The sequence below is a fragment of the Pararhodobacter sp. CCB-MM2 genome (assembly GCF_001691415.1).
In the GTDB taxonomy this organism is placed as follows: Bacteria; Pseudomonadota; Alphaproteobacteria; order Rhodobacterales; family Rhodobacteraceae; genus Pararhodobacter.
In genome coordinates, this window is record NZ_LRRR01000029.1 from 14,758 (window position 1) to 40,841 (window position 26,084).

A 26,084-nucleotide genomic window follows, 5' to 3' on the forward strand; every position below is an offset into this window, starting at 1 on the left:
TCTCTCAATCGGTAAAACTCGCGTCCATGATCCCGGCGACACGTCGCGCGATGCGATCTGCCGCCAGATCCGCGATAGCCCCGGGATCCGTCATGCCAGACGGCGCGGTGATGCGGATGCCGCCGTTGATATGCACCTGCAGGTCGCCGCGTGAACGGCCCGCCCCCGCGCCCTGTCCGGCCCCGCCAGACGGGGCCATCGCCGCACGAACCGCTGACAGCGCCGGGGCCAAAGACGCCAGTGTGGCGCCTTGCAACGACCTTGCTCCGCTGTGCAACCGTGCGAGTGCTGCGTTTCCGCCTGATGGGAGACCGGGCAGCCCGGATGGAAACAAACCGCCCACTGCCGACCGAAACGCGGCCTGTGCCTGAGACACGTTCAGCACGCCGCCCGAGCCGCTTGGGACAATCCACTCGGACCGAGCTGTCCGCTCATTGACCAGATAGGGCAATCCAAGGCGGATCGGCCCTCCGCCAGCGCGCGCACCAGCCGGCCGAACACGTTGCGGTCGCTGTGGCCCGGCCGTTCGGGGCGTTTCTCCCCCCAGCGTCCGGAGCTCCGCAGCGATCTCCCGTACCCGGCCCAGGGCCGCATCGATGGAATCGGTGTTGATGGTCGGCGAGACATCCGTTTCGCCAATCACCTGCATCGCGTCAGACAAAGCCGTCGCGGCGACTTCGTTCTCCGCGAGCTGGCGCTCGACCTGCTCGAGATCTTGCAGCCGCCCTCGAAGCTGACCTTCGAGCTCAGCCCGGCGCGGCGACGGCATGTCATAGGCGTTCTGCGGAGCAGGCATGGCATCGAGCTCAGCGCGCAGAGCGGCGACGTCAGCCCGCAGTTCCTCGGCAATCGCACTGAGCCCCTGCAGTCGCTCTGGCGTCGGCAAGGCCTCACCGTCTGCATGCTCACCGAGCACCCGAACCGCTGCCTGCTGAGAAGCAGTCAGTTGCGCGAACTCAGTGTCATCGATGACGCCGGGAACGGATGTTGCCGGCTCATTGATCCAGTCCCGAAGCCATTCGAGCCATGGCGGCGGAGACCAGGTGATGACGTTGCTCAGGTCGAACTCCGAGATGAAGTCCCAGCCCCATTCCGGCAGGACATCCACCCACGCAAAATCGCCCACCCATTCCGGCCAATCGATGGCGTGCAAAATCTCCGACCAGTCAACCGAGGGAAGCCAACCATCCCAGGAGAAGGCATTCCAGACACGGTCCCAGTCGATTGTGGGCAGATACTCGTCCCAGCCCAATGGTTTGATCAGCAGGTTCCAGGCAAGCTCGCCGGCGAGTATGGCCCAACCGATGACGGGAATGAAGCGTAGCGCGCCGCGTCCCAGCCAGGACAGCGGCGTGATCAGGCTTCGCCAAGACAAACGCCCGGCCAGTGACGCCCAGCGAATGCGCGGCAAGAGCCGGCTCGTCCAGCGAAGTGGCGTGAGCAGCGCCGACAGCGCCAGCCGGGGAAGACGGCGGAGACCACGAAACGCCGTCCCGATCCCGATCAGATCCCCTGCCGCGAAGGCCGCACGCGCGCCAAGGCTGACCATCCCGAAACGCAGGACCGCCATGGTGCCGATCAACCCCGCTGCTGCCGTCAGCACAGCACCGCCTGCGACGGCCAAGGCTCCCACGGCGGCTGTCCCGTAAACCAGAGCTTTGGTGAGCTTGGGATGCGCGCGTGTCCATTCGACCACCCGGTCAATGACACCGCCCGCCATCTCCAACAGCTCGTTCAACGGTGGCAGAACAACCTCTCCAATGGCGACGCCCAGTCGAGCGATGTGGTTTTGCATCAACTGGATGTTGTTCGCGGTCGTTTCCGCGCGCGTGCCATACTCCTCCGACGCACTGCCGGCGTAATTGCTCTCCTCTGCCACCATGCCCAGAGCGCTACGCAGTAGATCAACATCATTGAGGAGCGGAGCCAGCGCCCGCGCCTCATCACCAAACAGATCCGAGATCAGCGCAGGGCGCAGTTCTTCCGGCAGGCTGCCGATGCGGTCCAACACGTCGAGGGTCGTGCCCACGGCATCGTCTTGCATCCGGCGTGCAACATCGACGGTATCAAGGCCGAGGGTTTCCATCGCTTCGCGCTGGCGGTCAGTGGCTGACGCTCCGCGCGTCAGTGCACGGCCCATATTCCGGAACGAAGTCGCAGCGACCTCGGGGGCCGCACCGGAAGCAATCATTGCCGACCCGAACGCCAATGCCTCTTGAGCTGCAAATCCGAAACCTTGCGCTGTGGCCAGAAGACCCGAGCGCGTGAAGTCCAGAAGCTGCGGAGCCTCGGAAGCCATGTTGTTCGACAGATGGTTCATGGCATCGAACAGCAGCATGGTGCCGTCAGTGCTCAGTCCCAACTGCGTTCGGATCGAGGCCATGCTCGAGCCTGCCTGATCAGCAGAGATGTCGAAGGCGACACCGACCATGGCAGCGGCTTCGGCATACGCGAGCAAGTCCTCGCGTGCGATGCCTGCCTGCCCGCCGGCCGCAACGATCGCAGCAATGCCTTCCGCCGACATCGGGATGCGCGTCGAGAGTTCGAGGATGTCATCCGACATCTGCCGGAACGCCTCGGGGCTGTCGAAGTCGACCACCTTGCGCACATCGGCCATCGCGGATTCGAAGTCGATGGCCTGCTGAATGGGGCCGGACAATGCGGTCAGGATGCGCCGCCCGGTGTCCATCGTCGCGCGCCCGGCAAACGACATGTTGGCCGAGGTTGCCAGCGAGCGATCCATGCGCTCACGCGCATCGGCGATGCGCGTCTGCATCGTCTGAATGCGTTCGAGGCGGTCCATCTGGCGCCCAAAGGCCGTGGTCACGCGGTCGATCGATCCGACCAACCTGTTCTGCTCGCCGGCCAGATCGGCCGTGTTGACCCCAGCCTGACGCAGCTGCGTCTGAAGGCCCGCCAGAGTGCGGCGGTTCTGGGCATGCCGTTGTTCCAGGCGCTCTGCGGCATTGCGGGCTTGCTGGAACTCGCGGCGCATGGCGGCCGTCGGCTGACGCGTCGTGCGGATCGCGTGCTGCAGCTCGCGCACACGTTCGCGAGCACGCTGCAGCGCAACGCCGGATTCGCGAACGACGACTTGCTGCGTGCGGAAGTCCTCGATCAGCCGCAAGGGACCGCGCAGGTTCTGCAGGCGGCCGAGCTCTGTGCGCACGCCATCCGCAAACCGGCCCGTCACCGTGCGCATACGGTTGAGCTCGCTGGAGAAGCGATCCACCGCGCGGATGCTCAGTTCGGTCTCGATACGCCGGGCCATGGATCACCTGCATTGATATTCTTGATGCGAGACGGCATCCTTGACGAATGGAATTCGTCGCCATCATCTTCGTCATAGTGATGGGCGCCGCCGCTCTCGCGGCGACGGCCCTGATCGGATGGGTTGCGGGGATCTGGGCGGCGCTTGGCTTCGCGCTTGTGCTGTTCCTCTTGTACCGAGCGGCGACGCGGGACATCGTCCGGCCCTTCAGGCGCCGCGACACGCTGAACGCGTTCCAGAAGCACCTCTCCGACGATTGAGCGCCTAGAAGCGCACGCGTGTCGCGGCGAAGACCTCGCGCGCGGCCTCTTGCCACTTGAGGAAGTCGCTCACCCTCATGGCGAGCACCTCGGAGACAGGCGTCGAGAGCACATGCGCGACAAAGCCCGCTGAACGGCGCAAGTCCGCCGCTACGCGTCCTCGTTTCCCGAGCTTTCCCCCATGCGCGCGCGGACGTCCTTCTGGTAGGGATCGAGGACGCGCTTGCCGATCTCGCGGTAGTCGCTCTCCTTGATCTTGAGGATCACCGCCTCCGGCACACCGGCCATGCCGGCGAGCAGGACGACAGTCTGGCGAGCGCCGGTCTTCGCCTCATCCACGGCAAGCGACGTCGCGAGATCCGGCTCATCGAAGGACAGCGTCGCGTAGGTCTGATCGCCAATGACCACAGGCCGCTTCAGCGTGACTTCAATGGGATAGTCCATCACCACCCCCCTCAGTTCAGCATCAGTGCAGCGCGGATGTCGCCAGTCTGGCTGACCCCGCCTGCCGAGAACTCGAAGTCGTCGATCTCGAAGATCTCTTCTCCGTCGATCTCCAGCTTGGCGTAGTTCTGCACCACGCTGCATTTCAGCTCGGCCTTGTCACCCGGCTTCCAGGAGCCGGCATCAGGGGACACGAGACGACCGCGCACGAAGTAGACCGCACTGTGAGTGGTGCCGTCTTCGTCGACATGCGCGCCGGTGACCATGAACTGATGCTCGACGCCAGGCTTGCCGGTCATCAGCTTCAGCGTGGCCGGGTCGAAGGCCGTCAGGGAGAATTCGAGGTCATCCTGCTCATAGCCCATCGGCACTTTGCGCTCCTTGATCATACCGGCATTGCGGAAGGACTCGGATTTCTCCTTCGGCATGGAGATCGACATCTCCGAGGCCTGGCCGACCTTGATGTCTTCATCGACCCAAAGCGCGCAGTTGCGCAGGATGTAGGCGGGGGTGGATTTCATAGGGGGAACTCCTGAACAAATGGGGCCGCATCTGATGCGGCCCACTGAGGGAGGAAGGGGAGGGGTGAGAGGTCAGAAGCTGCGGATCACGCCGCCGCCGACAGCGCCGCTTGCGTCAGATCCAGGTAGTATTGGATGTTGCGATGGGTGATGAAGCGGATGTCCTCCATCGGCGCCGGCGGTTCGAACTCGACCGAGAGGGTGATCTTCCCGGCCGCCATATCCTGAGGCAGGTTCTTGTCGGGATCGAGCCAGACACGGCCGCCGATGATCGCGCCCAGACCCTTGGGGCCAAACTGGCGCATCGCCGCGTTGCCGCTTTCCAGCATGAACTTCACATTGGCCGCGCTGAACGGACGGTCAACGAAGGGCAAATAGGCCCGGCGCAGCGCGTCATTGATGAAGTCCGCGGTGCGCCGCACCGACAGGAAGGCCCACAGAGCATCACCTGCGCTCGCCCGGTTGCCCCAGGTGATGAAGCCAGAGCCGAGATTGATGATGGTTGCCACCCGGTTCTCGTTCAGCAGGTTCGATTGTGCCCCATAGGTGATGGTGCGAGAGACGCCCCCGATGCCGTTGATCGGCTTGTTCGATTCCGAATGCCAGAAGCCGCGCTCGATATCGACGCGCGCCTGGACACCGGCAAAGCGGGCCGAAGCCGGACGCGAGACATAGGCGTTGCTGGTGGTGTCCCAGACCAGGACCTTCGGATCCACCACCTTCACGCGCCCCGAACCGATCAGGGCCTCGTAGGACACCGCCTCGGCATCCGTAGTGTCGGGCCCATCGACCCAGGCCACCGCCTCCAGCGCCTCCAGTACGCCCTTCAGCTCAGCCACGACCGGGTTCAGCGTTGCGGCATCTGCCGGCGCCGAGAAGCCGGGAATGGCGATCAGCCGCGGCTTGATGCCGAGGATGGCCTCCGCCTTCTTCAGCGCATGCACCCCGGTCAACGTGGCCGCATCGCCCACGAGGTTGGACTTGGTCGCTGCCTCGTCGAGCCCCTCTTCCACACGGATCACAACCACATAGGCACCGATCTGGTCGAACACGTCATCAGCCGCATCCTTGAGAGTGCCCGCCGCGCCAAGGGCCGCCGCCGCTGCCGGCGAGCCCGGCAACAGAACAGGCACATTCAACGGGAACTTCGTGGCATCGGCATCCGGGGCCGTTCCCAGAAGCCCGACAACCGCGCTTTGCGCGATTTGGACCAGGACCGGCGTTTCCGTGGACTCGGCCAGTCGCGTGCCGTGGTGATAGCTTGCAAAGCTCATCGCTGTCTCCTTTGAGCAAAATAAAGCCCGGCACGCGTGGCCGGGGGATGGGGCAGGATCTGCCAAGGTTCAGAGGGAATAGGAGGCGGACCTGGATCGATGAATCGAGGTCGCCGGACAATCAGCCTTCAGGCCAGGCTGCGTTGATTGCGTCGACCTGTGCCTGTGTCAGATGGCTCGCGGCGACCATGGCAAGCCAACCCGCTTGCACCAACGGGTTTTCCTTCTCGACCTGAGTCGCAATCCCGAGACGACGCCAAAGCAGACGCATTTCCGCCGATTGATCGTCCAACGCGGCCATGAATTGCTCGGCTGTCAAACCTGCAGCAGCCTGCACCAGCACCTCGAACTCAAGGCGGGTGAGTGCTCGCGGTGTAGGGGCAGCGGCGGCCGGCGCGCTGAAGGTCTCGCCATCATAGGTCCAGCCAAGCGCCACGTCCGGTCCAACTTCGATCCAACCCTCAGCGGGGTTGGCGGTGGTGACGTTAATGGCGGTCACGATGCCGCCCGTGACCTGTGCATAGCGTGCCATCAGAGCACCTCATATGTGATGTGGTAAACAGCAGCGGATGTATCCGTTTCGACGCTCAGGCTTTCACCTGCGGGAACAATAATGCCGCTCAAAGAAGATGCGTTCATTCCATTGTCCCTAGCGCCACGCGCCTCTATCAGAATACTTGACCCGGATAGAATTTTCATGGTGAAGGTGTTGTTAATGGCGACGACACTCCCAAAGCAAATGCTGGCAGTGCAAATCAGCACCCCATTCGGGTTTGCGCCAGCGTTCACGATGGTCGCGCTCGCCGTGCCGTTGGCATAGTTCGAGCCGACTGTGATGCCAGAACCTCCACCACCACCGCCGAGTAGATCACTCAGATTAGGCATTATGCGATCCTCCATTCAGATCCGGTGAACACGAGCAGGATAGTGGCCGGGACAGACCCGATTGCGGTGTCAATCGCCAAGGTCGCGTCGCCCATCACGGTGGCGCCATTGCCGTCGATCGTCAGATTGTTTGTCGTCACGTCTCCGTCGACGACCGAGATGATGACACTGTCCCCGGCCTCCGGAGCGGCCGGCAAATCCAGCTGCCACGCACTGCCAGACACATCGGCAGCGACGCGATCACCAGGCGAAGCTGTGTAAGCGGCAGACTTGAGGAGCCACCTCGCCTTGCCGGCGATTTCTTCGGCAGCTGCGGTCGCAAAATGCGCCGTCCCGAGAGTTGCTTGGGCGAGGACGTCCATGTTCAGGGCCCGGAAGGCCTGCTCGCTCGCGTCATATAGGACGAGCGTATCTTCCGTCAGATCGACCGCGCCAGCCACCGCCAAGTCGAGACTGCCAAAATCGAGCGAGAGCTCACGGTCTTGCGACAGGTCCCCGCCGCCCGACAATCCTCCGGAGGCCGTGATCGTCCGCGCCGCAGGCACAAAGGCAAAGGACGTGTCGATCTGCACCACGACGTTCTGGAACTGGCTGGTCAACACATAGACCCGCATGTCCAGCGTCACCGGCTGGTCCAGCATCACCAGCTTGTTGAAGCCCTCGATGCGCCCGATGAACAAAAGCGTGCCAGCAGCATCGAACAACCCGATCTCGTAGAGCACAAAGGGGCCGTCTTCCGCCTCGAGCCTGGCATCAAAGAAGCTCTTGCCGTCTTCCGTGACACCATGGGTCAGGACTGCCTTGCGCAGCACTTCCGATGTCAGGGCGCTTTCACCGCCGGTCGGGAACCGATCCGCCGTCCCGAACGCGATTTCCGTGACGGTGATCGGCGTATTGTTGGCAAGGGCGGCCGCCACCGCGTTCCGCCCCGCATTGGTAATGATCATGGACATTCAGCCTGCCCCATCGATTTCAAGCCGAGCGTTCGCGGCAATGATCAAAGCCATTGGAACCTCGGCAGTTTCGGAAAGACTTGTATCGATCTGCGGATGCACACTCAGCCGAGCGCCCATCGAAACCACGCAGGCCAAGGGCAGGCCCGCCTGTTGCGCGTAGTGTAGATTGACCTCGAAGAACCGCGACATCGGAGCCGCGCCTCGAACAAGATCGACCAGAAGCCGCAGCATCTTCGGCCCGAATGCCGGCAAGATCTCCCCGGAGCGGGCGATATCCGCCTGCACAGCGAACGTACCCGGGATCCCGCTGCCGCCGTCCTGCCACCACTCGATCACGCCACCGTCGAGGTCGAGCGAGGCCAGAACAGCCTTGATGGCATAGGGTGTGCCCTTGTACCGGTGCACCTCCGCGCTCGCGGCAATCACGCGCCGCTTGACCGCCTCTGGCCAACTCGGATCCCAGACATCGACAGATGTCTCCCAGGCGAGATGATCCAGCAAACCCACATGCACGCGGCCTGGATCCTTGGTGAGAAGATCGACAGGCAGCGCCAAGAGGCGGGCTTCCACAAGATCCATCGCTTTCGCCAGCGATGAGGAGGTCGGCGGCAGGAATGTGCCCTGGCCCTCAGACATCACGCCATCCGCCGGAGATCGACTGCAGCGTCAGCGTGATGCCCGTGCAGTGCGGCGCCTCGAACGGCCCGATCTCGATATCCGCGGCAGGCTGTACGAGCTCAATATCAACCACCCCTTGCACATTGAGGGCCGCAGCGATCGACGTGCGGTAGAGTTTCCGGCCAATGCGGATGCGGCCCTTTACGAACGCCTCCGCCGCCTCCAGTGCCGCCGTCTGAACCACCGATGCGGTTTCCGGGGTGGTGACATGCAAGACAGCTTCGATGGCGTAAGCCACCGGCTGCGCCGACACGACAGTCAGCTTGTCTGCAACAGGACGGCGCTTGTCTGCCGTGCAATTCCGAAACACCGCCTCCAGCAACGCCGCATCCGCTGTTCCATCCCCTTCTCTGGACAGAATGACCATTCTCGGCTCAGCGGGCGGAATGGCCGGATCCAGACCGTGGTTCGGGCCATAGACCGCCACGTCAACGACGCGGTCATCCGCGTCCAAGGCCCAGTAGACGCAGGATCCTTCCGTGCCATGTGGCGACCACGCCTCGATCACAAGCTGGATGCGCGCCCGAAACGCATCATCGCCTTCAAGGACAGGCGCCTCTGGATCGGAGCTGTCGAGCACTTTGCGCGTGACGCCCCTGTTGGCACCGATCTGATCCAGATCGGACCCGACCGCCGTCGACAAAAACACGGAGCGCAGCGCCTCGTTGATACGGTTCTCAAGATAGAGCTCTCGGGCGGCGCCCGCTTCATTCAGATAGCGCATCGGGCTTGCGGCGACACCACGGGCGATGGCCATGATCTCGGCGACTTTGAGAGGCTCGAACTCTTCGCTGAGGTAACCCTCAAGTTCTGCAAGCCTCGCTTCCAGAATGGCATCGTAGTTCAGGGGCCTGACCTGCGACGGCGGCGGTAAGGCAGCGAGATCAAGAGCAGCATATCGGCTCATGCGGCAAGGCTCCAAACCTGGGCACGGTCGCGTTGGATCCGCACCGCACGGGTTTCATCAAGAACAGAAGAAAGGTCACCGAGATGCGCTCGCGGGCGGTAGTTCCCCGAGAGCGACAGCGTCAGCACTCCTGTTGCCGCCCCTTCCAGCGTGACGTCTGTCAGCTCAAAGCGCGGCTCCCATTTCTCGAGCGCCTCCGCGACGGCCACATAGAGCGCCAGGATACCCGCGTCGTTCATGGGCGCGTCGATCAGCTCAGGCACCTTGGATCCGAATTCACGCCGGAATACTCGGGTATCGAGCGGCGTAGACAGGATCGTCAGGATCGATTGCATCACGCCGTCCCACCCTGTGATCGCGCCACCGGTCTCGTGATCGAGATCCATGCGCACGCCCCGCTTATTCGGCGGGTTTCGCAGGGGCCTTCTCGACCTTGCCGGCCACCTTCACCGCCACCGCCTTCAGTCCCGTACCGAAGGGCGGCAGATAGTATTTTGCCTGCGCCGGGAAGAGCGACACGCGGGTACCGGCTTCGCACCACGCACCGTTGATCTGGCGTGCGATAGTGACCTCGAAGTCGACCTTCTGAGGGGTTTGGTTGTTCATACTGCTCTCCATCAGTTAGGGGGTGCTGTGTTGGCGCCACCCGGCGAGATCCCGCCATGGGTATGGGTGTCGCCGATGTCCTTGCCGTTGTGCGTGATTGAGCCACCGGTCAGCGCGAGCCCGGCAGCCGAGAGGGTCGCGGTGACGCCCCCCACGGTGAGGGCAATTGCCGCGCCCCCACCCGTGATCGAGATCCGGGCCTCACCCACGGCCGCCATCACGTATTCGTCGCCCGCGGCCGAAGGGCGCCCGTTGGCATTCGAGTTGAGGCTGCCCTGGATTACCGCATCGTGCAGATCGCCGCTCTCCGAGGTGAGCTGGACCTGTTGCCCGACCGACGGCGGATTATGGGTTCGGTTGGAACCTGCGGAAGGTTCACTCCAAGGGATCCACCCGGTCAGGAACGGCGGGTCTGCATCATTCAGCTGAACCCTCGCCAGACCACGCCCTGCATCGACCGAATGCACAACGCCTGTCCGGTTCTGCCATTGCCGTCTGCGGCTGATCTCGGAAACGACACGGCGCTGACCATCCAGGTAGTCTTCCAGACGCGCCATTATGGTGACATCCCTGACACGGCCTCAGCGATGACTGTCTCGCCATCAAGCCCGCCGTAGGCCGACAGCTGCAAACTGTCGCGGGTCCGGGCTGTCATCCCGGTCAACTGCTCGAAGGCGGGATATCTCGATGGCGCCCCTGGGACGCCGAGAAAAGACTCGAACAGCGCCAGCTCCGGCAGCGCTGCCTCCCTCAGAAGCGCCAGGAAGCGATCCCACGGCCCGCCCGCGGCCAAGGCCTGCCCACGCACTGGATCCGCGAAGACCTCAACCACCAGCTTGATCTGCCCTGCTGCCAGTCGCTGGCTGTCATTGCGGGCGCTCGCCCGAAGATGCTCCTTCGAGACATAAGAGGACACGAAGTCGCCAAACACCTGCGCCCAGGCATTCTCTGGATCGACAAGGGTCCGGGCGATCTGCACATCGAGCATGTCAAGAACGGCCTCGAAATAGGGATCTGTCGCCGGCAGCTCTTCGATGATCCGCGCCTGTCCGGTCTCCTTGTCTGTCACCGCCATGGCGAGCGATACCCCGCAATTGAACAGCAAGGTCACCTGGCCATTGCTGCGCAATCCCGTCTGGCTCAACTCCCCCGTCTTTGCTCCGTCTGTATAGACCGCAATGAAGGGACGCCCCTGGTCGCTGCGGAGCTCACCGTCGGCCGTCAGGTCCAACGCCGAGATCTGGCTGTCGAGGACATTGCCGGCCACGAGCGTGTCTGCCGATCTCAACGCCTGCACCGCTGCAATCCGCAGCGCCATCATCGTCAGCGACATCAGTTCGCATCCCCCAATTTGCAGATCAGGCGTAGGTGTGAGCGGTCATCGACCGCCACAATTTCGAAGACGGGCAGGGCGGCCCGATCCAGCGCGACGATCTTGTCCCCCTTGCGCGGGTGCAGATCAGGCCAGGCCAGCCGGTCAATCCGGAGGTGCCCTCCCGAGGCCTCGAGCGCCGGCCGCGCCCGGTCCCCGCGCCCAAAGTTCGGCGCCTCGGGATCACGCTCGCCGGTGCGTAGCACCGCTTGGAACTCGACCCGAGCGCGCGTGTTATCCACCCGGCCCTCTGCCAGTGGCAAATGCCGGATGGTCTCTGCAAAGACATCGTCCACCGTGTCGCGCAGCTCGGCCCGAAGCTCGGCGTCCATCACTCGGACAGCGCATCGAGCGTCGCTTGCGCGGTCGCCAGCACAGCGGTGGCCTCGGCCTTCGCCTCTTCACCCTCGGCGGCGTCCAGGGCAGCCTGCGCCGCATCCACAGCGTCCCGGGCAGCGTCGATCTCGGCTTCCTGTTCCGCCGTTACCTTGACGGTCGCCTCGGGTTTCCGGGTCCGGCTCTTTCTGGGGGCATCGCAGAACGCCCCGAAGCGCTCATGCACGACATGGTTGGCATAGGCCTCAGGCAGCTGCACAGGCTCGCCCACGCCGATCTTGCGGTCCGCCTCTTCGCCGAGCACGGCGCCCGGGATGATGATGCTGGTGCGGAACGTCACCCATTTGGTCTTTACGGACATGTCATCCTCCTTGTCCTCTGCATGCCGAAACGTTTGTGCTTGGGGATGCAGACGATGACCCGGCGCGCGGGGCGCCGGGCTGGATCGTGTCGGGTCGGTGAATCGCGCGTCAGGCCACGGTCAGCTTGCGCAGCGCCGCCGGACGGGTGCAGAGATTGATCACGTTCATCTGCGCGTCCAGGTGCCGGCCTTTGCCGTTCGCCATCGGGTATTGCCGGGCATAGCGCGGCAGACCAATGGTGTTGACCGTCTCTTCGTAGTCGGCGGGGCCGAAGCGCGTCAGGAACATGTCGGGCACGCCGAGCGGGAACACGCGGGCCTCGCCATCGGCGATGTAGGCGGTGTCCGAATTCGCCGCCTTGGCCTTGCCCCCGGTGCGATAGCGCTCCCAGACCACCCCGCCAAACTCGAAGCGATCCGGAATGCCGTCGCGCAGAACGCTGGCACCGGTGGTGTTCAGGAAAGTCTCGCGCACAGCCTTCTGGCCCCACAGATAGCTGTGGAAATCGCGCCCGCACATCGCGTGCAGCCCGCCATAGCCTTCGTCGAGAGCATCTTCGATGGGAAAGACCACACTGTCCTTGATCAGCTTGCCCAGGTTCGCGACGTCGCCGGCACCAATCCCCAGCGCGACCGAGGCCGGGACCGCGATGTTGAACCGGTCATAGAGGTTGTGCAGGACTTTGCCGGACTTCGAGACGATCAGGCCCTTGATGGCGCCGATCCGGTAGTGCTCCAGCGTGTTGTCCATCGCCCGGGCATGCCGCACCTGCTTGGAATCGATCCGAGACTGGATGGTTTCGAGATCATCGTTGCTACCGAGTTGGCGCACTCCCTGCACCTCGTCAGCATAGACCGCATCGTTGATTTCGAAGTGGTCCATCGCAAAGGGAATTTTAGTGCGGGTGGAATCTCCCACCGTGACGCCCGGCGCGCCGCGCGGGGTCGGTTCGATCAGGTTCAGAGCGCCGTTTTCTTCCTCGATTTCGATGGTGGTGACATTCACACCGTCTTCTTCGAAGATGCCCAGGGCGCCGATCTGGCCGGGCACGAAGGGCTGATCGTTCAGCGCGGCCGTCAGGGTAATCACGCTGAATTGCGGGTCGTTGAACTGTTCCATGGATTTCCCCCTCAGCGCACGCGGATGCCGACAGCATCGAGCTGGGCAATCTTCGCGTCGGTCTTTGCTTGATCATCCACCGACGCGTGGAACGTCAGCATCGGCAACTTGGCCTCGGCGTCGCAGTCGATCACGACGATTTCCACCTCTTGATCGGTGGCGTCGACGCGGTAGGCCAGAATGCAGGTCGCGGTTTCCGCGCCTTCCTTGCCCGCCACTTCGGCATCGGGCGACGCCACAAATTTGGCACTGGCAGTCACCTTGCCCAGCACGGTGCCGGCGGGCAGTTTGCCTTCGCCGCTGACGAGGGTGCCGATGCTGCGCGACCGACGACCGGGATCCTCGGACAGCAGGAACGACAGGGCACGGGTCTGCATGGTTGCGTTTTCCATTTACGCCTCCTGCTTGTTACGGCGCGCATAGATCTCGCGCATGTTGATGGACTGGGTCTTGCTGCCGCCAGCCCCGCGCCCTTCGATCGTCACGGGCTGGGCGAGGTCCGAGGCGGCCGTGCGGCGGGCCTGATAGGCCTTCGGGTCCGCAGGCGCGTCGACCGGCGCCTGAGGGGCATCATCCACCCCATGCGGAGCATCACCTGCCGCGGCGGTCAGCACTGCAATCGCGGCCTCCGTCGGCATGTCGGTGTCGAAGGCCAGGTGCTCAGCCAGCGATTGACGGCCCGAGGCCGCTTCACAGCTGGTGATGGCCTTGATGCGTGCTTTGACGTCAGCCGCGCTGAACGTCGCCGGCGCCTGCTGCTGAGGCGGCTCGGTGCGGGAGCTGCCGGCTCCTTCGGTCTTCGTTGCCATGGTCGGCGTCTCCTTTACATGGGCAGGTTGCGCTTGGTTGGGCGGATGGCGAGCGGCCTCGGCCTTGAAGGACCAGTCCTTCCGGGTCGCCATGGCCACCAGCTTCTGGGGAGCGTTGTCGTAAAGCCGGTAATCGAAGGCCGCGACGGCCTTCGACTTGGCGGTCTCGACCTCCGTGGCAAATCCGCGCTCGACCGCTTCCGCAGGCGTCAGCCACAGCGTCGCTTTCATCTCTTCGCGAATGTCGGAGGGGTCTTCGCCCGTCCGCTCGGCGTAGATGTCAGCCATCACGTCGGCGAGCTTGTTCAGGACCTCGAGGCTTTTCTCGTGATCCGCCGCATTGCCCCAGGTCATGCCCGCGGGGTCGTGGATCATCATCAGCGAGCCCGCGCGCATCGAGATCGAATCGCCGGCCATCGCGATGAGCGACGCCGCGGACGCCGCCATGGCATCGACCACCACCGCCACCGTGCCACGATGCGCCCGCAGCGCATTGAAGATGGCAATCCCGTCGTCTGTGTAGCCACCACCGGAATTGATCCGCACCGTGATGTCGGCATCGCGGCCCAGTTCAGCCAGAGCGCTGACCACCTGGCTCGCGGTGAAGCCTTCACCCCACCAGTCATCACCGACGAACCCGTACAAAACGAGCTCGCCATCCACCAGGATGGACATGTCTCTCTCCTTGATTGAGGGGGAAGCCGCGAGGAAGCCAGGGCTTCGCGCGCGCTCAGAGCCGCCGGCGCAGGGCGCCGACAGGGGTCAACAGAAGCGGAAGCGCTTCGCGTATCGGCTGCGACCACCCCGGCCCGATGCCCGCGCGCACAGGCCTTCGTATTGGGCAATCAACTGCGCGAGGCGCCGATCATGGGCGCTTTGGAACGTCACTTCCTCGCCGTCGAAACGCACGGTCTGCCGAAGGCTCCCGGTCGCAAGCTTGAGCTGCATCTTCTTCAACGCCGCCAGCACGTCGCAGGGCTTGTTGATGTCGATGAGATCCGTGCCGATCTTGACGCTGGAGGACACCGTCATTCATCGCCCTCCTTCGGCTCGACCCGTCGCTCATCGCGCGGGGCATAAGGCGAGCGCATGCCAGCCCCGACGTAGCGCTCGTGTTCACGCTGCCGCTGCTCGAACAGCGCATCGGGATCAACCCCGAGATCGCCCGTCTCAATCGCGATCGAGCTGGTTCCGTTCGACAACCGCTCGCTCGACGCGCGGGCCGACTTGTGATCATCCGCCGTCGGCTTCGCTGGCCCCTGCCAATCACAAATGCTGACCCGGGCTCGATTGGCCCGGAAAGCCGCGTAGCCGCCCTTGAACGGGATCCGGCCTTCACCGACCTCCTCATCGAGCCAATTTGCGTAGACCATCTGGCACATCGGCGCCGCAATGCGCTCACGCCGCCGCATCACCACCGCCCAGATCGAGGCGTTCTCCATCCGGACACTCGAGTAGGTCGCGGCCGTATGATCCATGGTCAGACCGCCATAGGTGATCCCGATGGTCCGGGCCATGTCCCGCGCCAGCGCATTGGAGAACGGCAGGAAGTCGCGGCCCGGCACTTTCGCCGTCTCAAAGCCCAGCTTCTCCCCCGGCCCCAGATGCGAGACCCGGGGATCAGCGCCGACAGAGATCCGGCTTTCCGCCGCCCGGTCCAGCTGCGAGCCGAGATAGCCCAGGTATTCCTGCGCATAGCTCGTACCGCCCTCGCTTTCCTTCAATACCTCCAAAGCCTCATAGGCATCCTGGCTCGGTGCCTCGCTGGTCAGCGTGATCGCGAAGATCGTCTGCAGGATCGCCATCTGCAGGGTGGCGTCATCCAGCATCTCTGCCTGCAGGTGCTTTCGGAACGCCGGCGTGAGCTGCGAGATCCCCCGCACGTCTTCCGAATCCATCGCGTCGAAGATGTGCATCACCAGCGGTCGTCCATCCTGATCGAACGCGGCGAAGTCCCGCGTCTGCTTCAGGCCACTGGTCGAGGTCTGGAACCTATAGGCAATGGCCCGGCCATTCTCGTCATGGCGCACACCCTGATACAGACCCTCATGATCGAGCGTCTCCTGAACCAGCCTCGTCGGCGGGTAGAGCCGCAACTTCGTGCCGGTGGTCAGCCCGTAGCGCGCGCGACGATCGTCGCCGAAGAAGTCGAACACGCCGGTCACTTCCCCATAGGCGATGTGCCAGCGCAGGGCGATGTCCACCATCTGCGGGCCGGTCAATTTGCCCCGCATGTCGCATTCCGAGGCCTTCGTCCAATAAGCCCGCCAGCGCTTCTTGATCAGCCGGATTAGGTCCGCTTTCTCAACATCGCTATAGCCCAGGCGTTCCAGGTCCGGATCGGGGGTGCAGGTCAAGCCCACCCCGACCGTATCGGCAAGCACCTGGTCCGTCGCGCCCTTCAGTCGGCCGCTGTTCTGGATCAGGTCCATGGCCAGCCCCGCCGCTCGCTGCCAGGACCGGCGCACGTCGTCGCGGTGGCTGGTCAGCGGTGCTACCCGCGACGCAATCACCCCGCTGGCCGTATCGCGCAGGTAGCGCGCGGTCAGGCGAGGCGCCCGCGCCGCAGCAACCAACGGGGTGCCATCCGGCTTGATCAGCGCAGGGGTGCTCATCGCGTCCTGTCTCTCCATCTGGACCGCGCCTTGGTCTTGGCGCTCTCTGGTTGCGTTTCCGCCCTGTCCGAAGTCCCGGGCTGGCCTGATGCGGGTGACGCCGGCGCAGGCGCCAGCAGCAGGAGATCTTCGAAGTCCCCCTGCACTTCCTCGGGAGGGCACTCACGCTCCCCCATGAACCGGTCCCAATCGCTATCCGTCAGATCGCGCTGAGGACCGGCGAGCCGGATCCATGCCGCCTCGGCCTGCAGATGCGTGTCCAACCCCTCGTTCGCCTGGTTCGGATCTTTGACCCACAGGTATCGGGTGAAGCCGGACTTGGCGCGGTGCGGCTTGCGGCTCTCCGCCGTCAGCTGGCGGAAATACTCGTCTTCCAGCCCCTTCGGCAGCGCGATATGCCCACGCTCCTCCGGATCGAGTTTGCGCAGGTTGCGATAGAGACCCATCTTCAGGACCGAGGCGGCAAAGTTGAAGAACCGCTTGGAATAGCGAATCACCTTGCCGCGCCGATTGCGCTCTCGCTTCACCTGGGCAAGCAGTGGCGCGCCGTCAGGCTCGACCCCTCGCACCATGATCACTTGGCTCGACGGGTGCTTGCGCGCCCATTCCCAGACATCCTCGGTGTAGGCGTTCCCATCGATCGCCGTCATGTCGATCGAGATCTTGCGCCCATAGGCGTTGCGAAACCCCTGCTGCAGCAGGCCGTTCAGCTTCGACTGGCACCCCTCATCCGAGATATGGCCGTTGAAGACCCCGTATTCGATCACGGCGCGGCGCCGGTTGCGACCCCAGGCCACGACCTGCCACTCAACACGGTCCCCCTGACAATCCACGCCGCAAGTGAGCAGCGGGAAGCCGGCGGGTATCGTGCCTCGGACATACTCGGATTCCGACGCCCGATCCCGGATCTCCTCCCAGCCCGGCGCTTCACCCAAGACACGGTAGGCCTTGCCGACCGTATCGTTCATGAACGACTGCTCGCGCGGCGGATCGCCCTTCGCCGCCAGCCACGCCCGTGCAATCCGCTCAAAGGACTGCAGCAACGAGTAGGCCGACCACAGGTGGAACGAGCGATGCACCCGTTTCATCTTCGGATTGGCAGCCCGCCATTCCGCCTTGCGCAGCATCTTCGGCCGGTGATGCTCCTCGATGACGCAGCCACAGCTTTGGCAGCTGAAGTGCGCTTTCTCCGGATGCTCGTCATCGAGGCTGGCCAGCATGTTCTCCCACTCGAGCACCTGCATGTAGCCACAATCATCGTCCGGGCAGGGGACATACAGGCTCTCTTGGCTGCCCGCCTCGAAGTTCTTGGTGATCCGACACCCGGGGATCACCATCGGCGTCGAGATCTTGAAGATCTTCGCGAACTCGTAGCCCTGAGACCGGCTGTCCGCCTGCGTCTCGGGATCCCCCGCGCTGTTCATCTCCCACTTGGCAAGGTCATCCTGGACCTGTCGCGACATCGACACCTGCGACAGAGACGCCGGCGAGTTGGCCCCGGAGATCTGGATCGCCCCGCGTCCGTCGCGGCGCTCCTTGTAGAACACCGAATCCTGCCCGTCGCGAGCCTTCATCGGGAAGATCCTGGACAGCGCCGAAGTGCCTTTCAGCATCGGCGAAAGCTTCATCTTCGACCACCGGCGGGCGTTCTCGTCCGTCGGGTGGACATAGAGGAAATCACCGGGATCCATGTCCATGGACCCGCCGGTGAAGATGTTCGCCAGCACAGTCCCGCCCAGCTGCGCCGACTTTGCCAACGACACGACTCGGCAAGGGTCATCTGGCGACAAAGCGCGCAGGATCTCGTCAAAGTAGCTGAAGCGCTCCCGGTTGTAGGGCCCCGGCATCGGGCTTTCTCGGGACGAGAACACGATGTTCTCCTCAGCCCACGCGAGGTAATCCACATTTGGCGGCGGCTCTAGAACCTCGCCAAGGACTTCGTGCATCATCCACGCGGCATTCGTGACATCGACATCCAGCATCCGTTTCCCGCCGCCTCATTCTTCCAGGTCAACCTCGGCTTTTGCCGCTGGATCGGTATGGGTGGCTCTCGCCCGTTCCTTGCTGGCAGCACTCGCCCGGACCTTCTTGAAATCCGATCGCAGAAGGTGAAGCACATCGCGTTGGGGCACGCCGAACCGAGCAGCAACCGAGGCTGCCAGATCCGGCAGCGCCCCTTCGAAGATCTGCAACATCATTCCCGCGATCCGCGCCATTTGTTCACGCGCATCGCCGGCGTCCATCAGCGTGCCTCGACGCAGCGCCTCATCGGCTGCCTGGATCCGATTGCGGCGCAGCTGCTCTTCGAGCTTTGCCCGCTTCAGCTTGTCCTCGATCGTATCGAGCTCCGGCAACGCTTGAGGCTGAGGCATCGCTTCTACGCGGGGAAGCGCGCTGCGAGCGGCCGGCAAGGACAGGTTACCCGCGATCTCGGTCGGCGTTCTCGGCTTTCCCGCAGCGTAGATAGCCGTCCGGGTCCCGATCCCGTTGCCCAACGACTGCCCGACATCACGGTTGCGCCGCACCTGCTCGACCGCGATGTGGTAGACGACCCTTCCTGTCTTGCCCGGCTTCGTGAACGCGTCATCGCGAAGGATGTCCTTCGCCTTCCACTGGCTGACAGCAGCTCGGCTGACGCCCATGTCACGTGCGAACTCTGCCTGAGATAGCTCTCGGCGCTCTGCCTCCATGCGTTGTCATCCTGTCCGGGGTCAGGTCTGACCGGCTGTTAAGCGCCTGTCGTTAAGCTGTTTCCCCATGTGTTAAGGCTTTGAACAACCCGTCTGACTGCCGATCCTTCGGGGGGTTCCACCACCGCGCGGCCCAAGACAGGCCTACGGTCCCTTTTTCTGCGGCGCGGCAAATCGGGCGATTTCGCGGTCAAGCCAGTACTAATAGCGGCGCGGCGCAGGCCGGGGGCTAGAGCCCCAGCAGCCGGCTGATCTCGTGATCGAGGCGACGCGGCAGGTTCTGCGCAACACTCGCCTCGAACGCGTCACGGGTCGCGCCCGAGACCATCTCTTCAGGGATGAACACCCCGGACTTGACCTCTTCGAGATCTGACCGCCCACCGCGCCGAACAAAGGCGCGGCCATTGCTCCAGCTGATCGTCCTTCTAGGGCGTGGCCACCGGCCACCTTTGAAGAAAGCCTCTTCAAAGAGTTCCTCACCACGCGCGTCACCAAGATAGGCACGGACGCCTTCGTTGGTCTCACGCTTCTTGAAGTACTTGAGCGAGACGTCCCCGCCCGCCGAGGTCAGCGTATAGGTCAGATCCCGGTTCGTACCCGAAGCAGATCCCATCGAAGCCCGGCGCACGCGGACCGAGGCCCGGATCGTCTTTTGCGGCAACCCCGTTTGCGCGGCCAGCGTCTTCACAACCTGCGTGCGCGCCATGTCACCCGTCCGGTTCAAAGCACGCGCCACGGCGCCCGGCGCTTGCTGTCCCAATGCGCCCAGCATGTTCTCAAATCGCCCCAAGCCACGGACGTCGACCTCTCCGATGCTGAACATCTGAAGCCCTCCTAGTCCAAGCCAATTGAATCATCCGACCGCGTCATAAGATCCAGCGAACAACCAGACGGGCTTGCTTGCCACTGAACGCAGTGCGCCCGCTCGGCTTGTGACCGGCGGGCGCAACTGTAGATGATGACAAAGAGATACGATCCGGTGGAGTTAAGCGTCAAGAACTTTTTGTCTACCGAAAGCCAGGCGCTGCATCGGCCATCTTCGCTAGTGCTTCGCTCAGGGCTTTATAGGCCTTTGTCCTGACGTCGCCATAGACAGCCCAGCCGTGGGATTTCAGGACATCCGACACGGATTGGCCTTCGAGGCAGACGAGATCCACCAAGCGCCGAACCGTGATGCCGCGCCGATTGCCACCACGGTTTCGCGTCACCTCCAAAGCCCAGCCCTCTCCAATGGCTGCCTGCAGGCGGCGGATCACCTCGCCCTCGTGCAAGACTGCGTCCATGTAGCTTCCGCCCCCCGATCCCGAACTGCCCCGCGCTTGTGCCTCGACCGAAACACATTTGAGGCCAACAAAGGAATGCCGCTCGACCAGCACGCTGTACCGACGCCCGGCGTCGGCTTGGCCCGGCGTGAAGGGGGCAGTTCCACCGCGCCGCGCGGCCTGTTCCGCCATCACGTCGAAGACATCCCGCGCCCTCGCCGCATTCCGGCCCTCAAAGCCCGCATGCTGCGGCTCAGACCCCCCCGCAGTCTCACGCACCTCCCGTGGCGCCCAGGCCTCGACCCGGCCACGGGCAGGGGCGGGCAGGATCTCGGGGCCGCAGCTGGCCGGGGCTCGCGACAGATCGCGCATCAAACGCAGGCGGTCCTTCTCCTTGTCAGGCGTCAAGATCACCCCGAACTCACGGGCGAGCACCTTCTGCGCGCCTGCGCGTAGCCCGGCCAAGCGGATCACCGCCGCATCGATGTCTCTCTCTTTCAATGCAAAAACCATATCTTGTGGCTTCCTTCTGCGTTGCTACTCGGTGTTGATTCCCACCAAAGATCAAAGGGACGATGGGGAGGATCAGGTCTCAAAGAGGGAGGCATCTTGGATGGGTTTCCCCCGAACAGAGCCTTTTGTTTTCAAGGCCTTGAAAGGCCGAAGGGAATAAAGGGAAGGAAGGGAGGAAGTTTCCCACTTTCCTATGGACTTCGGCTCTGCCGGCCCGGCCCACTCGAAGAACCGCATACGCGTGAGCGCGAAACAGCCTCCCCAGCCTCCCCATGCTCCGAAGCCTTTGGCAAACAGGAGGATTTCCCCCCACACCCCGCGTTTGCTGCCTCCCCATTCTGCCCGCTTGGCTCCCCAGCCTCCCCACTGTGAAGACCAAGGGGTGCGGGGCCGGCTCAGTCGTCATCCTCGGCCGCGCTCGAGGAGATCGTGCCGGTCGGGTTCAGGATGCGGCCCTGGCTGTCGCGCGGGGCCAGATCGAAGTCTCGTCGGAACAGATCAGTGAAGCGGATGCCGTCGTAGTGCATGTTCCCGCCGGACTTACGCGAGTTGAACTGTCGTCCGTCCGGGCTGCGCCATCGACGCGACCGGTCCTTCAGTTGCCGCGTGATCGTCGTATCCTTGAAGGGTGTGAGGCCACCGCGCATCTGCCAGAACTGGAAGGCACGCATGAGCTCAAGTGACTTGATCGAATGCTCTGGATCACCCGTGACAAGGCAGACATCCGTAAGAAAGGCCCCGAACATGTCGCTATCGGCTCGAAACTCGGCTGTCGCATCGAGCACGCTCTGTGGCTCCGCGAGGCCGATCTCGAGATACTCCAGCAACGCCGGCACGATATGGCGCGAGAAGATCCCGTCTCGCTCGGCCCAAAGCATGGCATCGAGTTCGGCCTTCGGCAGCCTCTCCCCCTCCGGGATCTGCACGTCGAAGGGGACCAGCAGCAGCCGACGCCAGATGCCGTCGTCTGTGCCTCTGATCTCCGGCTTGTGGTTGCCGTTGATAGTTAGTGTGAAGAATGGTCGGACCTCGACGAAGTCCTTCTGCAGCGCGCGTACAAGGATCGGATCGCCGCCGGTCAGCTCCTTGATCAGGCCTTCCTGCCAGCGCACCCCTTCATCAGGCTCATTGGCGCGGACCAGCCGCGCGCCGATCAAGGGCACAAGGTCAGGAGTTGCCTCGCCGCCGCCACGGCGGTTGGCGCCGGTTAGGGATTCGATTTTAGCGGTCGCGGCGTAGGCGCCGGCGATCCGCGCGAAGATGTCCACCAACACCGACTTCCCGTTGGCGCCCCCGCCATAGAAGAAAGCGAGCTTTTGCTCGATCAGACCGGTCATCGACAGGGCGAACCATCGCAACAGGAAACGGCGCATTGTTTCGTCGGGCTGGATACGCTCGAAGAAGCGATCAAAGTCGGGACATTCCGCGACGGTGTCGTAGGTGACCGCCATCAGCTTCGTCATCAACGCAGCACGGTCATGCGGCATCTCGATCACCTCAGACCTGCGGAAGCCGTCTTCAACCTGGACCTTGAAGCGCAAGACACTGCCCTCAGTATTGAGGTCGAGCGGTTCTCGATCGAGATCCTCGAGATCGCGGGCGAGCATGAAGGAGGCCTCAACTCGCGCGGCCTCCATCCGGCTCTTGTTGCCGCTCGACTTGGCATGCCGCTTGTGTTCCGCCCGCATGTCCGACAAGCGCTTCTTCACCCGTCCGATAGCCGAGAGCTGCGCCTCGATCTCCCGGATCTTGCCCGGTTCCAGAGGCTCACCGCGATCATCGGTCTCGCGCCGAAGCAGACCGAGGCGGTCAAGAAGCTCCGACTCGCTGCTGATCAACTCCATCTGCGAGTTGGACAGGCTGAGTTGCCAGCGCTCTAGCTCAATCATTTCGCAAAGCCGCTGTGACAGGCGCGACACCCGGATCTCATCCGGGTCCTTCGCCCAGACTTTGCCGGTCCAAGTGAACCAGCCGACTCGCGGGACGAACAACAGATCGTCGCCGAAGTAGATCACCATGCGATGTGCATTGCCGATATCGTTCAGGCGTTGTTTGGACCCTTCGATGACCTGAGCCGGGTCAATGTCGTCATCAGATAAGGGTTCGGGGTCCAGAACCGCATCAATAGCCTCCAGGCCGCCGAAGTCGTCGGCCCCGTCGTCGTGTTCGCTCATGGTATCCTGCCTTTGGGTTAGGGAATGCGGCCCTGGAATTGCCCACGGGGGTCAACCTTGCCGAGGAAGGCCTTGCGATCGGCCATGGGTAGCGACCCGAACAGGGCCGCCATGAGACGCTTGCGCATGCCAAGCGCCATCGGTGCGCCGTCGAGCTTTTTCAGCCCCGCGGCGACGTATTCTGAGACTTCCGCTTCGCAGGCGACATCTGCCCAGAACGCAGCATCCTGGCGCAGACGCGTCAAAGGACGTTGCGGATCCGGCATACCGGCCCCCAGGTCAGACAAGGCAGCCGACAAGATGGCGCGCGCGTCCTCGGGATGGGCGCAGGCGATCGCGGCAGACAAGCGGAGGGAGGCCGCATAGCGCCGGCGCTCCTCTGTACCACCATCGGCGCGTGCCTCTGCCGCGATCTCGGCGGCCAGCTCCTTGTCACCGCGATCAAGTGCTGCGGCCACCTGGCGTTCTGCGGCCCGCGCGACACTGCGCCAGGTGGCTGTGAGTGGGATGACATCGCCAGGGCGCGGAGCGGACATCACGTCGCGGCCCGCTGGTCGAACTGGGGCCAGTAGTGTGCCCGGGCGTCGGCGACATGGGCCGCCACGATGTCTTCGATTGGGAACGTCAGCCGACCGGAACCGCCGCAGCGATTCCAATCGTAGCCACGCCTTTGCCACGGATCATCCGCGCGCCGAAGGCTGCAGGCGGGGCAGTCCTCGCCATTTCCGTGGAGCGCAGGATCGGCCATTACGCAGTCTCACCATACACATGCACCGGCACATTGTGGGCCAGCGCATGACGCAGATCGCGCCAGACCAGCGGGCACCGATCCCAGCCGGCGATCGCGGGGATCACCAATAGCCGCGCTAGGCGAAGGATCGGCATCGACCATTCTGCCCAATACGCCGCGTCCAAGGGCTCAGGTGCGTCCTCGACTAGAACACGGGCATGCGCGACTTCGGCCCTCATCACGCTGGGCGCGATCGCGGTGACGCCTGCCGCGGCCAGGCGGGCGACCTCGACTGACGCCAGCGTTGACGCCCGAACCGAGGCGTCGATGTGCCAGGCGCCTCGGATCTGCGCCTCCAGTTGGTAGGGGGTCGAAAGATAGACCATGCCTGCCGCATGCCGGTGGACCCGGTCCGGCGAGGATCCAGGTGTGACGAGAGCAGACCACACGCCCTTGGGCGCAAGGATCGGCTCCCATTCAATCCGCTTCAACGGCGGCAAAGGCACCGGCGTGCCGCTCAGATCCTGTTGATGCAGGCTCATGCCGCCCTCCCTCGCTCTTGGAGCATCCGGAACTGCAAGACCCGACGTAGCGCGGGCTGCCCGCCCACGCGAATCTGGTCTCGTTCATTGCGAATGCAGGCGGTCAGGTCGTCAAAGCGCGCCCGCAGCTTGCCGGCATCGATGTCGAGATCGAGCGCCAGTTCCGCGAGCGCCCGCCCGCTCATCAGCCCGTCGACCAGGTCGAAGTCGGTTTCGGCATCAATGCCAGCGACGGCTTTGAGGGCCGCAATCGACTTCCAGACATTTCGCTCAAACCCATGAAGATCTGCAGGGCGAAACACCGGCGCACCGGCCGGGGCCGTGGGATGCCCCATGGCCGGTGCGGGCTTCCGAGGGCCTGCCTCCGCAGCGGCGCTCTGCGGCGCCTTTGCGGCCTCAGAAGTCTGGGTATCCTTGCCCCCCGGGGCGCACTTTGCCGTCGCGACCACGCTCGACACGCCTTGCGGCGACCCGATGCACTTGTCGGCGGGTGCGGAGCGCTTGGCGGTCGGAGCCGCTGGCGCGCGCGCTTTCCCGGGGGGAGGGACGGGGGCTTCGTTGCCGGAGCCGCTCCCGTTGTTCTCGTCCTGCCCTCGCTTCTTCAGAAGCTGGCGCAGGAGCATCGTAACCGTACCCGTCTTGCGGCCAAGCTGTACGGCAATCTGCCTGGCGCTCTCACTGGCGTCATGGCGCAACAGGATAGTTGCACGTTCTGCGTCCGAGAACGGGCCGCTCTGGAGTGTCGCCGACTCACCGCGATCTCGCGGCGCCTCGGTGACCGGCTCGGCAGAGCGCGGCGGCGCAGGTTCGATCCGGATCGGTTCGATAACCTCCTCGCCCTGTCCCAGCTCCCCCAGCAACGCCGAAGTGCGCAGCACCGTTTCCCTGTCGCCAAGCGAGATCACCGGCTCAAGCCCGGCCTCGGACAGCTGCTTGCCGGCATGGGCGATTGCGTCGATGCCCGCGCGCAGGGTCGCGAGATCAGCAAGAGTAAGTTTGTTCAGATCCATGAGGCGTTCTCCGGAGTTCTGATCACGGCGCGAAGCGCGTACCAAACGCGCTCTGTCCCGTGATCCAGGGTCATGTCGCGGTGATGGACGAGGCCCGCATCATCGAGCTTGGCCAACGTCTGTTCGAGCTCGGGGATCGGAACCTCCAGTCCATCCCTAATCTCGCGCAGCGTTCGCACGCCGCCCTGATCCCGGAGCCAGGTGACAATCGCGACTGAGGCCCGACCACAACGCGGCGCTAGGCTCATCGCCTGCGCATCCGCCAAGGCCCCGATCGGTTGGAACGCGCTAGTCATCGCCTTCCTCCGCTAGCTCTTCCTGGATGCGCAGCATGACGGCGACAGCCTCGGCGACTTCCTTGCGGGCGTCGGCGCGCGAGCCTTTGCGCCCGATCATCGCGAGCAAGGCGCTGAAAGCCTCTCCGCTCTCGCGCGATCCGTCGATCGCGAGCTGCATCAGCGACGCTTCCTTCGCCACGTCTGGCCGCGATTGGAACAACCAGTCGCGCACCCGCTGATCACCAACAGCGTTCTCCAGCGCAAGAATCTCATCTAGCGGCCAGGACAGAGACCCCGCGATGCGGCGCGAGACCGTGCCTTTGCGGGTCGCGTGTAGGATCTTGTCCTCATCGTCACCCATCTGCTCCGCAATGAGGCGCGCCGCGTTCTCAGGACCGCCGACCTTGGCAACGAGGCCGCGCATCAGCGCGTGGATCATCAAGGCGTTTGCGGAGGCGTCAGACATGGGA

General features: G+C 63.9%; 31 protein-coding genes. 1 reads left to right on the forward strand and 30 read right to left on the reverse strand.

Annotated elements, in window-relative coordinates; all coding sequences use genetic code 11:
* Positions 1–4: 4 nt before the first annotated feature.
* Positions 5–3,271, reverse strand: coding sequence for a phage tail tape measure protein (locus BCY78_RS19720; RefSeq protein ID WP_068305272.1), 3,267 nt, complete (start codon positions 3,269–3,271; stop codon positions 5–7).
* A gap of 47 nt (positions 3,272–3,318) precedes the next feature.
* On the opposite strand from BCY78_RS19720, the gene BCY78_RS19725 reads away from it, so the two are divergent.
* On the forward strand, positions 3,319–3,531 hold the full coding sequence (locus BCY78_RS19725; RefSeq protein ID WP_068305273.1) for a hypothetical protein: 213 nt from the start codon (positions 3,319–3,321) through the stop codon (positions 3,529–3,531).
* Positions 3,532–3,681: 150 nt separating this feature from the next.
* On the opposite strand, the gene BCY78_RS19730 is transcribed toward BCY78_RS19725, so the two are convergent.
* The 29 genes from BCY78_RS19730 to BCY78_RS19870 form a co-directional block, all read right to left on the reverse strand.
* Entirely contained in the window at positions 3,682–3,975 is a 294-nt protein-coding gene (locus BCY78_RS19730) for a phage tail assembly protein (RefSeq protein ID WP_068305274.1), read from the reverse strand.
* Positions 3,976–3,986: 11 nt separating this feature from the next.
* A complete protein-coding gene (locus BCY78_RS19735; RefSeq protein ID WP_068305275.1) occupies positions 3,987–4,496 on the reverse strand; it encodes a phage major tail tube protein in 510 nt (169 codons plus the stop codon).
* 86 nt (positions 4,497–4,582) lie between these two features.
* Positions 4,583–5,770 carry a phage tail sheath subtilisin-like domain-containing protein gene (locus BCY78_RS19740; protein WP_068305277.1) on the reverse strand — a complete coding sequence of 396 codons (1,188 nt, stop codon included), beginning with the start codon at positions 5,768–5,770 and terminating at the stop codon, positions 4,583–4,585.
* A gap of 121 nt (positions 5,771–5,891) precedes the next feature.
* Positions 5,892–6,302, reverse strand: a complete 411-nt coding sequence (locus tag BCY78_RS19745) for a hypothetical protein (RefSeq protein WP_068305279.1) — start codon at positions 6,300–6,302, stop codon at positions 5,892–5,894.
* Entirely contained in the window at positions 6,302–6,655 is a 354-nt protein-coding gene (locus tag BCY78_RS25350; protein WP_139103240.1) for a hypothetical protein, read from the reverse strand. Before BCY78_RS25350 ends, BCY78_RS19745 begins: the two co-directional genes overlap by 1 nt.
* Positions 6,655–7,608, reverse strand: a complete 954-nt coding sequence (locus tag BCY78_RS19755; RefSeq protein WP_068305282.1) for a phage tail protein — start codon at positions 7,606–7,608, stop codon at positions 6,655–6,657. The genes BCY78_RS25350 and BCY78_RS19755 overlap by 1 nt, the downstream gene beginning before the upstream one ends.
* Positions 7,609–8,247 (reverse strand): phage tail protein I, encoded by a 639-nt coding sequence (locus BCY78_RS19760; RefSeq protein ID WP_068305286.1) that lies wholly within the window; start codon positions 8,245–8,247, stop codon positions 7,609–7,611.
* The gene (locus BCY78_RS19765) at positions 8,240–9,196 is read right to left on the reverse strand and encodes a baseplate J/gp47 family protein (protein WP_068305288.1); all 957 of its coding nucleotides are present in this window, start codon (positions 9,194–9,196) and stop codon (positions 8,240–8,242) included. Before BCY78_RS19765 ends, BCY78_RS19760 begins: the two co-directional genes overlap by 8 nt.
* Positions 9,193–9,582 (reverse strand): GPW/gp25 family protein, encoded by a 390-nt coding sequence (locus BCY78_RS19770; RefSeq protein ID WP_068305290.1) that lies wholly within the window; start codon positions 9,580–9,582, stop codon positions 9,193–9,195. Before BCY78_RS19770 ends, BCY78_RS19765 begins: the two co-directional genes overlap by 4 nt.
* Before the next feature lie 13 nt (positions 9,583–9,595).
* Positions 9,596–9,802: a hypothetical protein gene (locus tag BCY78_RS19775; protein ID WP_068305292.1), complete on the reverse strand. Its 207-nt coding sequence runs from the start codon at positions 9,800–9,802 to the stop codon at positions 9,596–9,598.
* A gap of 11 nt (positions 9,803–9,813) precedes the next feature.
* Positions 9,814–10,359, reverse strand: coding sequence for a phage baseplate assembly protein V (locus tag BCY78_RS19780; protein ID WP_068305293.1), 546 nt, complete (start codon positions 10,357–10,359; stop codon positions 9,814–9,816).
* On the reverse strand, positions 10,359–11,135 hold the full coding sequence (locus BCY78_RS19785) for a hypothetical protein (protein ID WP_068305295.1): 777 nt from the start codon (positions 11,133–11,135) through the stop codon (positions 10,359–10,361). The genes BCY78_RS19780 and BCY78_RS19785 overlap by 1 nt, the downstream gene beginning before the upstream one ends.
* On the reverse strand, positions 11,135–11,506 hold the full coding sequence (locus BCY78_RS19790) for a hypothetical protein (RefSeq protein WP_068305297.1): 372 nt from the start codon (positions 11,504–11,506) through the stop codon (positions 11,135–11,137). Before BCY78_RS19790 ends, BCY78_RS19785 begins: the two co-directional genes overlap by 1 nt.
* Positions 11,506–11,871, reverse strand: coding sequence for a hypothetical protein (locus tag BCY78_RS19795; protein ID WP_068305301.1), 366 nt, complete (start codon positions 11,869–11,871; stop codon positions 11,506–11,508). The genes BCY78_RS19790 and BCY78_RS19795 overlap by 1 nt, the downstream gene beginning before the upstream one ends.
* A 109-nt stretch (positions 11,872–11,980) precedes the next feature.
* On the reverse strand, positions 11,981–12,991 hold the full coding sequence (locus BCY78_RS19800; protein WP_068305303.1) for a major capsid protein: 1,011 nt from the start codon (positions 12,989–12,991) through the stop codon (positions 11,981–11,983).
* An 11-nt stretch (positions 12,992–13,002) separates the two neighbouring features.
* Positions 13,003–13,383, reverse strand: a complete 381-nt coding sequence (locus BCY78_RS19805) for a head decoration protein (protein ID WP_068305306.1) — start codon at positions 13,381–13,383, stop codon at positions 13,003–13,005.
* On the reverse strand, positions 13,384–14,475 hold the full coding sequence (locus BCY78_RS19810; protein ID WP_068305308.1) for a head maturation protease, ClpP-related: 1,092 nt from the start codon (positions 14,473–14,475) through the stop codon (positions 13,384–13,386).
* A gap of 87 nt (positions 14,476–14,562) precedes the next feature.
* Positions 14,563–14,832 (reverse strand): hypothetical protein, encoded by a 270-nt coding sequence (locus tag BCY78_RS19815; RefSeq protein WP_068305311.1) that lies wholly within the window; start codon positions 14,830–14,832, stop codon positions 14,563–14,565.
* Positions 14,829–16,415, reverse strand: a complete 1,587-nt coding sequence (locus BCY78_RS19820) for a phage portal protein (protein ID WP_068305313.1) — start codon at positions 16,413–16,415, stop codon at positions 14,829–14,831. The genes BCY78_RS19815 and BCY78_RS19820 overlap by 4 nt, the downstream gene beginning before the upstream one ends.
* Positions 16,412–18,397: a phage terminase large subunit family protein gene (locus BCY78_RS19825; protein WP_068305315.1), complete on the reverse strand. Its 1,986-nt coding sequence runs from the start codon at positions 18,395–18,397 to the stop codon at positions 16,412–16,414. The genes BCY78_RS19820 and BCY78_RS19825 overlap by 4 nt, the downstream gene beginning before the upstream one ends.
* Before the next feature lie 15 nt (positions 18,398–18,412).
* On the reverse strand, positions 18,413–19,105 hold the full coding sequence (locus BCY78_RS19830; protein WP_068305317.1) for a transcriptional regulator: 693 nt from the start codon (positions 19,103–19,105) through the stop codon (positions 18,413–18,415).
* 229 nt (positions 19,106–19,334) lie between these two features.
* Entirely contained in the window at positions 19,335–19,928 is a 594-nt protein-coding gene (locus BCY78_RS19835) for a phage tail protein (RefSeq protein ID WP_068305319.1), read from the reverse strand.
* Positions 19,929–20,112: 184 nt separating this feature from the next.
* Complete coding sequence (locus tag BCY78_RS19840) at positions 20,113–20,868, reverse strand: hypothetical protein (protein ID WP_158515966.1); 756 nt, start codon at positions 20,866–20,868, stop codon at positions 20,113–20,115.
* 407 nt (positions 20,869–21,275) lie between these two features.
* Complete coding sequence (locus tag BCY78_RS19845) at positions 21,276–23,054, reverse strand: phage/plasmid primase, P4 family (protein WP_068305321.1); 1,779 nt, start codon at positions 23,052–23,054, stop codon at positions 21,276–21,278.
* A gap of 17 nt (positions 23,055–23,071) precedes the next feature.
* The gene (locus tag BCY78_RS24805; protein WP_139103241.1) at positions 23,072–23,590 is read right to left on the reverse strand and encodes a hypothetical protein; all 519 of its coding nucleotides are present in this window, start codon (positions 23,588–23,590) and stop codon (positions 23,072–23,074) included.
* 211 nt (positions 23,591–23,801) lie between these two features.
* The gene (locus BCY78_RS19855; RefSeq protein WP_068305322.1) at positions 23,802–24,326 is read right to left on the reverse strand and encodes a DUF1937 family protein; all 525 of its coding nucleotides are present in this window, start codon (positions 24,324–24,326) and stop codon (positions 23,802–23,804) included.
* Positions 24,323–25,336, reverse strand: a complete 1,014-nt coding sequence (locus BCY78_RS19860; protein WP_068305324.1) for a helix-turn-helix domain-containing protein — start codon at positions 25,334–25,336, stop codon at positions 24,323–24,325. Before BCY78_RS19860 ends, BCY78_RS19855 begins: the two co-directional genes overlap by 4 nt.
* The gene (locus BCY78_RS19865) at positions 25,327–25,632 is read right to left on the reverse strand and encodes a hypothetical protein (protein WP_068305326.1); all 306 of its coding nucleotides are present in this window, start codon (positions 25,630–25,632) and stop codon (positions 25,327–25,329) included. Before BCY78_RS19865 ends, BCY78_RS19860 begins: the two co-directional genes overlap by 10 nt.
* Positions 25,625–26,053 carry a hypothetical protein gene (locus BCY78_RS19870; RefSeq protein ID WP_139103242.1) on the reverse strand — a complete coding sequence of 143 codons (429 nt, stop codon included), beginning with the start codon at positions 26,051–26,053 and terminating at the stop codon, positions 25,625–25,627. The genes BCY78_RS19865 and BCY78_RS19870 overlap by 8 nt, the downstream gene beginning before the upstream one ends.
* Between the last annotated feature and the right edge of the window lie 31 nt (positions 26,054–26,084).

Coding starts and splice junctions, on each gene's coding strand:
- BCY78_RS19800 (WP_068305303.1), bottom strand. CDS start 12,991: ATGGAACAGTTCAACGACCCGCAATTCAGCGTGATTACCCTGACGGCC.
- BCY78_RS19730 (WP_068305274.1), bottom strand. CDS start 3,975: ATGGACTATCCCATTGAAGTCACGCTGAAGCGGCCTGTGGTCATTGGC.
- BCY78_RS19770 (WP_068305290.1), bottom strand. CDS start 9,582: ATGGATCTCGATCACGAGACCGGTGGCGCGATCACAGGGTGGGACGGC.
- BCY78_RS19780 (WP_068305293.1), bottom strand. CDS start 10,359: ATGGCGCGTCTGGAAGACTACCTGGATGGTCAGCGCCGTGTCGTTTCC.
- BCY78_RS19805 (WP_068305306.1), bottom strand. CDS start 13,383: ATGGAAAACGCAACCATGCAGACCCGTGCCCTGTCGTTCCTGCTGTCC.
- BCY78_RS19720 (WP_068305272.1), bottom strand. CDS start 3,271: ATGGCCCGGCGTATCGAGACCGAACTGAGCATCCGCGCGGTGGATCGC.
- BCY78_RS19865 (WP_068305326.1), bottom strand. CDS start 25,632: ATGACTAGCGCGTTCCAACCGATCGGGGCCTTGGCGGATGCGCAGGCG.
- BCY78_RS19795 (WP_068305301.1), bottom strand. CDS start 11,871: ATGTCCGTAAAGACCAAATGGGTGACGTTCCGCACCAGCATCATCATC.
- BCY78_RS19860 (WP_068305324.1), bottom strand. CDS start 25,336: ATGGATCTGAACAAACTTACTCTTGCTGATCTCGCGACCCTGCGCGCG.
- BCY78_RS19785 (WP_068305295.1), bottom strand. CDS start 11,135: ATGTCGCTGACGATGATGGCGCTGCGGATTGCAGCGGTGCAGGCGTTG.
- BCY78_RS19810 (WP_068305308.1), bottom strand. CDS start 14,475: ATGTCCATCCTGGTGGATGGCGAGCTCGTTTTGTACGGGTTCGTCGGT.
- BCY78_RS19755 (WP_068305282.1), bottom strand. CDS start 7,608: ATGTCCATGATCATTACCAATGCGGGGCGGAACGCGGTGGCGGCCGCC.
- BCY78_RS25350 (WP_139103240.1), bottom strand. CDS start 6,655: ATGCCTAATCTGAGTGATCTACTCGGCGGTGGTGGTGGAGGTTCTGGC.
- BCY78_RS19855 (WP_068305322.1), bottom strand. CDS start 24,326: ATGAGCCTGCATCAACAGGATCTGAGCGGCACGCCGGTGCCTTTGCCG.
- BCY78_RS19815 (WP_068305311.1), bottom strand. CDS start 14,832: ATGACGGTGTCCTCCAGCGTCAAGATCGGCACGGATCTCATCGACATC.
- BCY78_RS19835 (WP_068305319.1), bottom strand. CDS start 19,928: ATGTTCAGCATCGGAGAGGTCGACGTCCGTGGCTTGGGGCGATTTGAG.
- BCY78_RS19725 (WP_068305273.1), top strand. CDS start 3,319: ATGGAATTCGTCGCCATCATCTTCGTCATAGTGATGGGCGCCGCCGCT.
- BCY78_RS19745 (WP_068305279.1), bottom strand. CDS start 6,302: ATGGCACGCTATGCACAGGTCACGGGCGGCATCGTGACCGCCATTAAC.
- BCY78_RS19760 (WP_068305286.1), bottom strand. CDS start 8,247: ATGTCTGAGGGCCAGGGCACATTCCTGCCGCCGACCTCCTCATCGCTG.
- BCY78_RS19825 (WP_068305315.1), bottom strand. CDS start 18,397: ATGCTGGATGTCGATGTCACGAATGCCGCGTGGATGATGCACGAAGTC.
- BCY78_RS19740 (WP_068305277.1), bottom strand. CDS start 5,770: ATGAGCTTTGCAAGCTATCACCACGGCACGCGACTGGCCGAGTCCACG.
- BCY78_RS24805 (WP_139103241.1), bottom strand. CDS start 23,590: ATGTCCGCTCCGCGCCCTGGCGATGTCATCCCACTCACAGCCACCTGG.
- BCY78_RS19820 (WP_068305313.1), bottom strand. CDS start 16,415: ATGAGCACCCCTGCGCTGATCAAGCCGGATGGCACCCCGTTGGTTGCT.
- BCY78_RS19735 (WP_068305275.1), bottom strand. CDS start 4,496: ATGAAATCCACCCCCGCCTACATCCTGCGCAACTGCGCGCTTTGGGTC.
- BCY78_RS19790 (WP_068305297.1), bottom strand. CDS start 11,506: ATGGACGCCGAGCTTCGGGCCGAGCTGCGCGACACGGTGGACGATGTC.
- BCY78_RS19765 (WP_068305288.1), bottom strand. CDS start 9,196: ATGAGCCGATATGCTGCTCTTGATCTCGCTGCCTTACCGCCGCCGTCG.
- BCY78_RS19870 (WP_139103242.1), bottom strand. CDS start 26,053: ATGATCCACGCGCTGATGCGCGGCCTCGTTGCCAAGGTCGGCGGTCCT.
- BCY78_RS19845 (WP_068305321.1), bottom strand. CDS start 23,054: ATGAGCGAACACGACGACGGGGCCGACGACTTCGGCGGCCTGGAGGCT.
- BCY78_RS19830 (WP_068305317.1), bottom strand. CDS start 19,105: ATGGAGGCAGAGCGCCGAGAGCTATCTCAGGCAGAGTTCGCACGTGAC.
- BCY78_RS19775 (WP_068305292.1), bottom strand. CDS start 9,802: ATGAACAACCAAACCCCTCAGAAGGTCGACTTCGAGGTCACTATCGCA.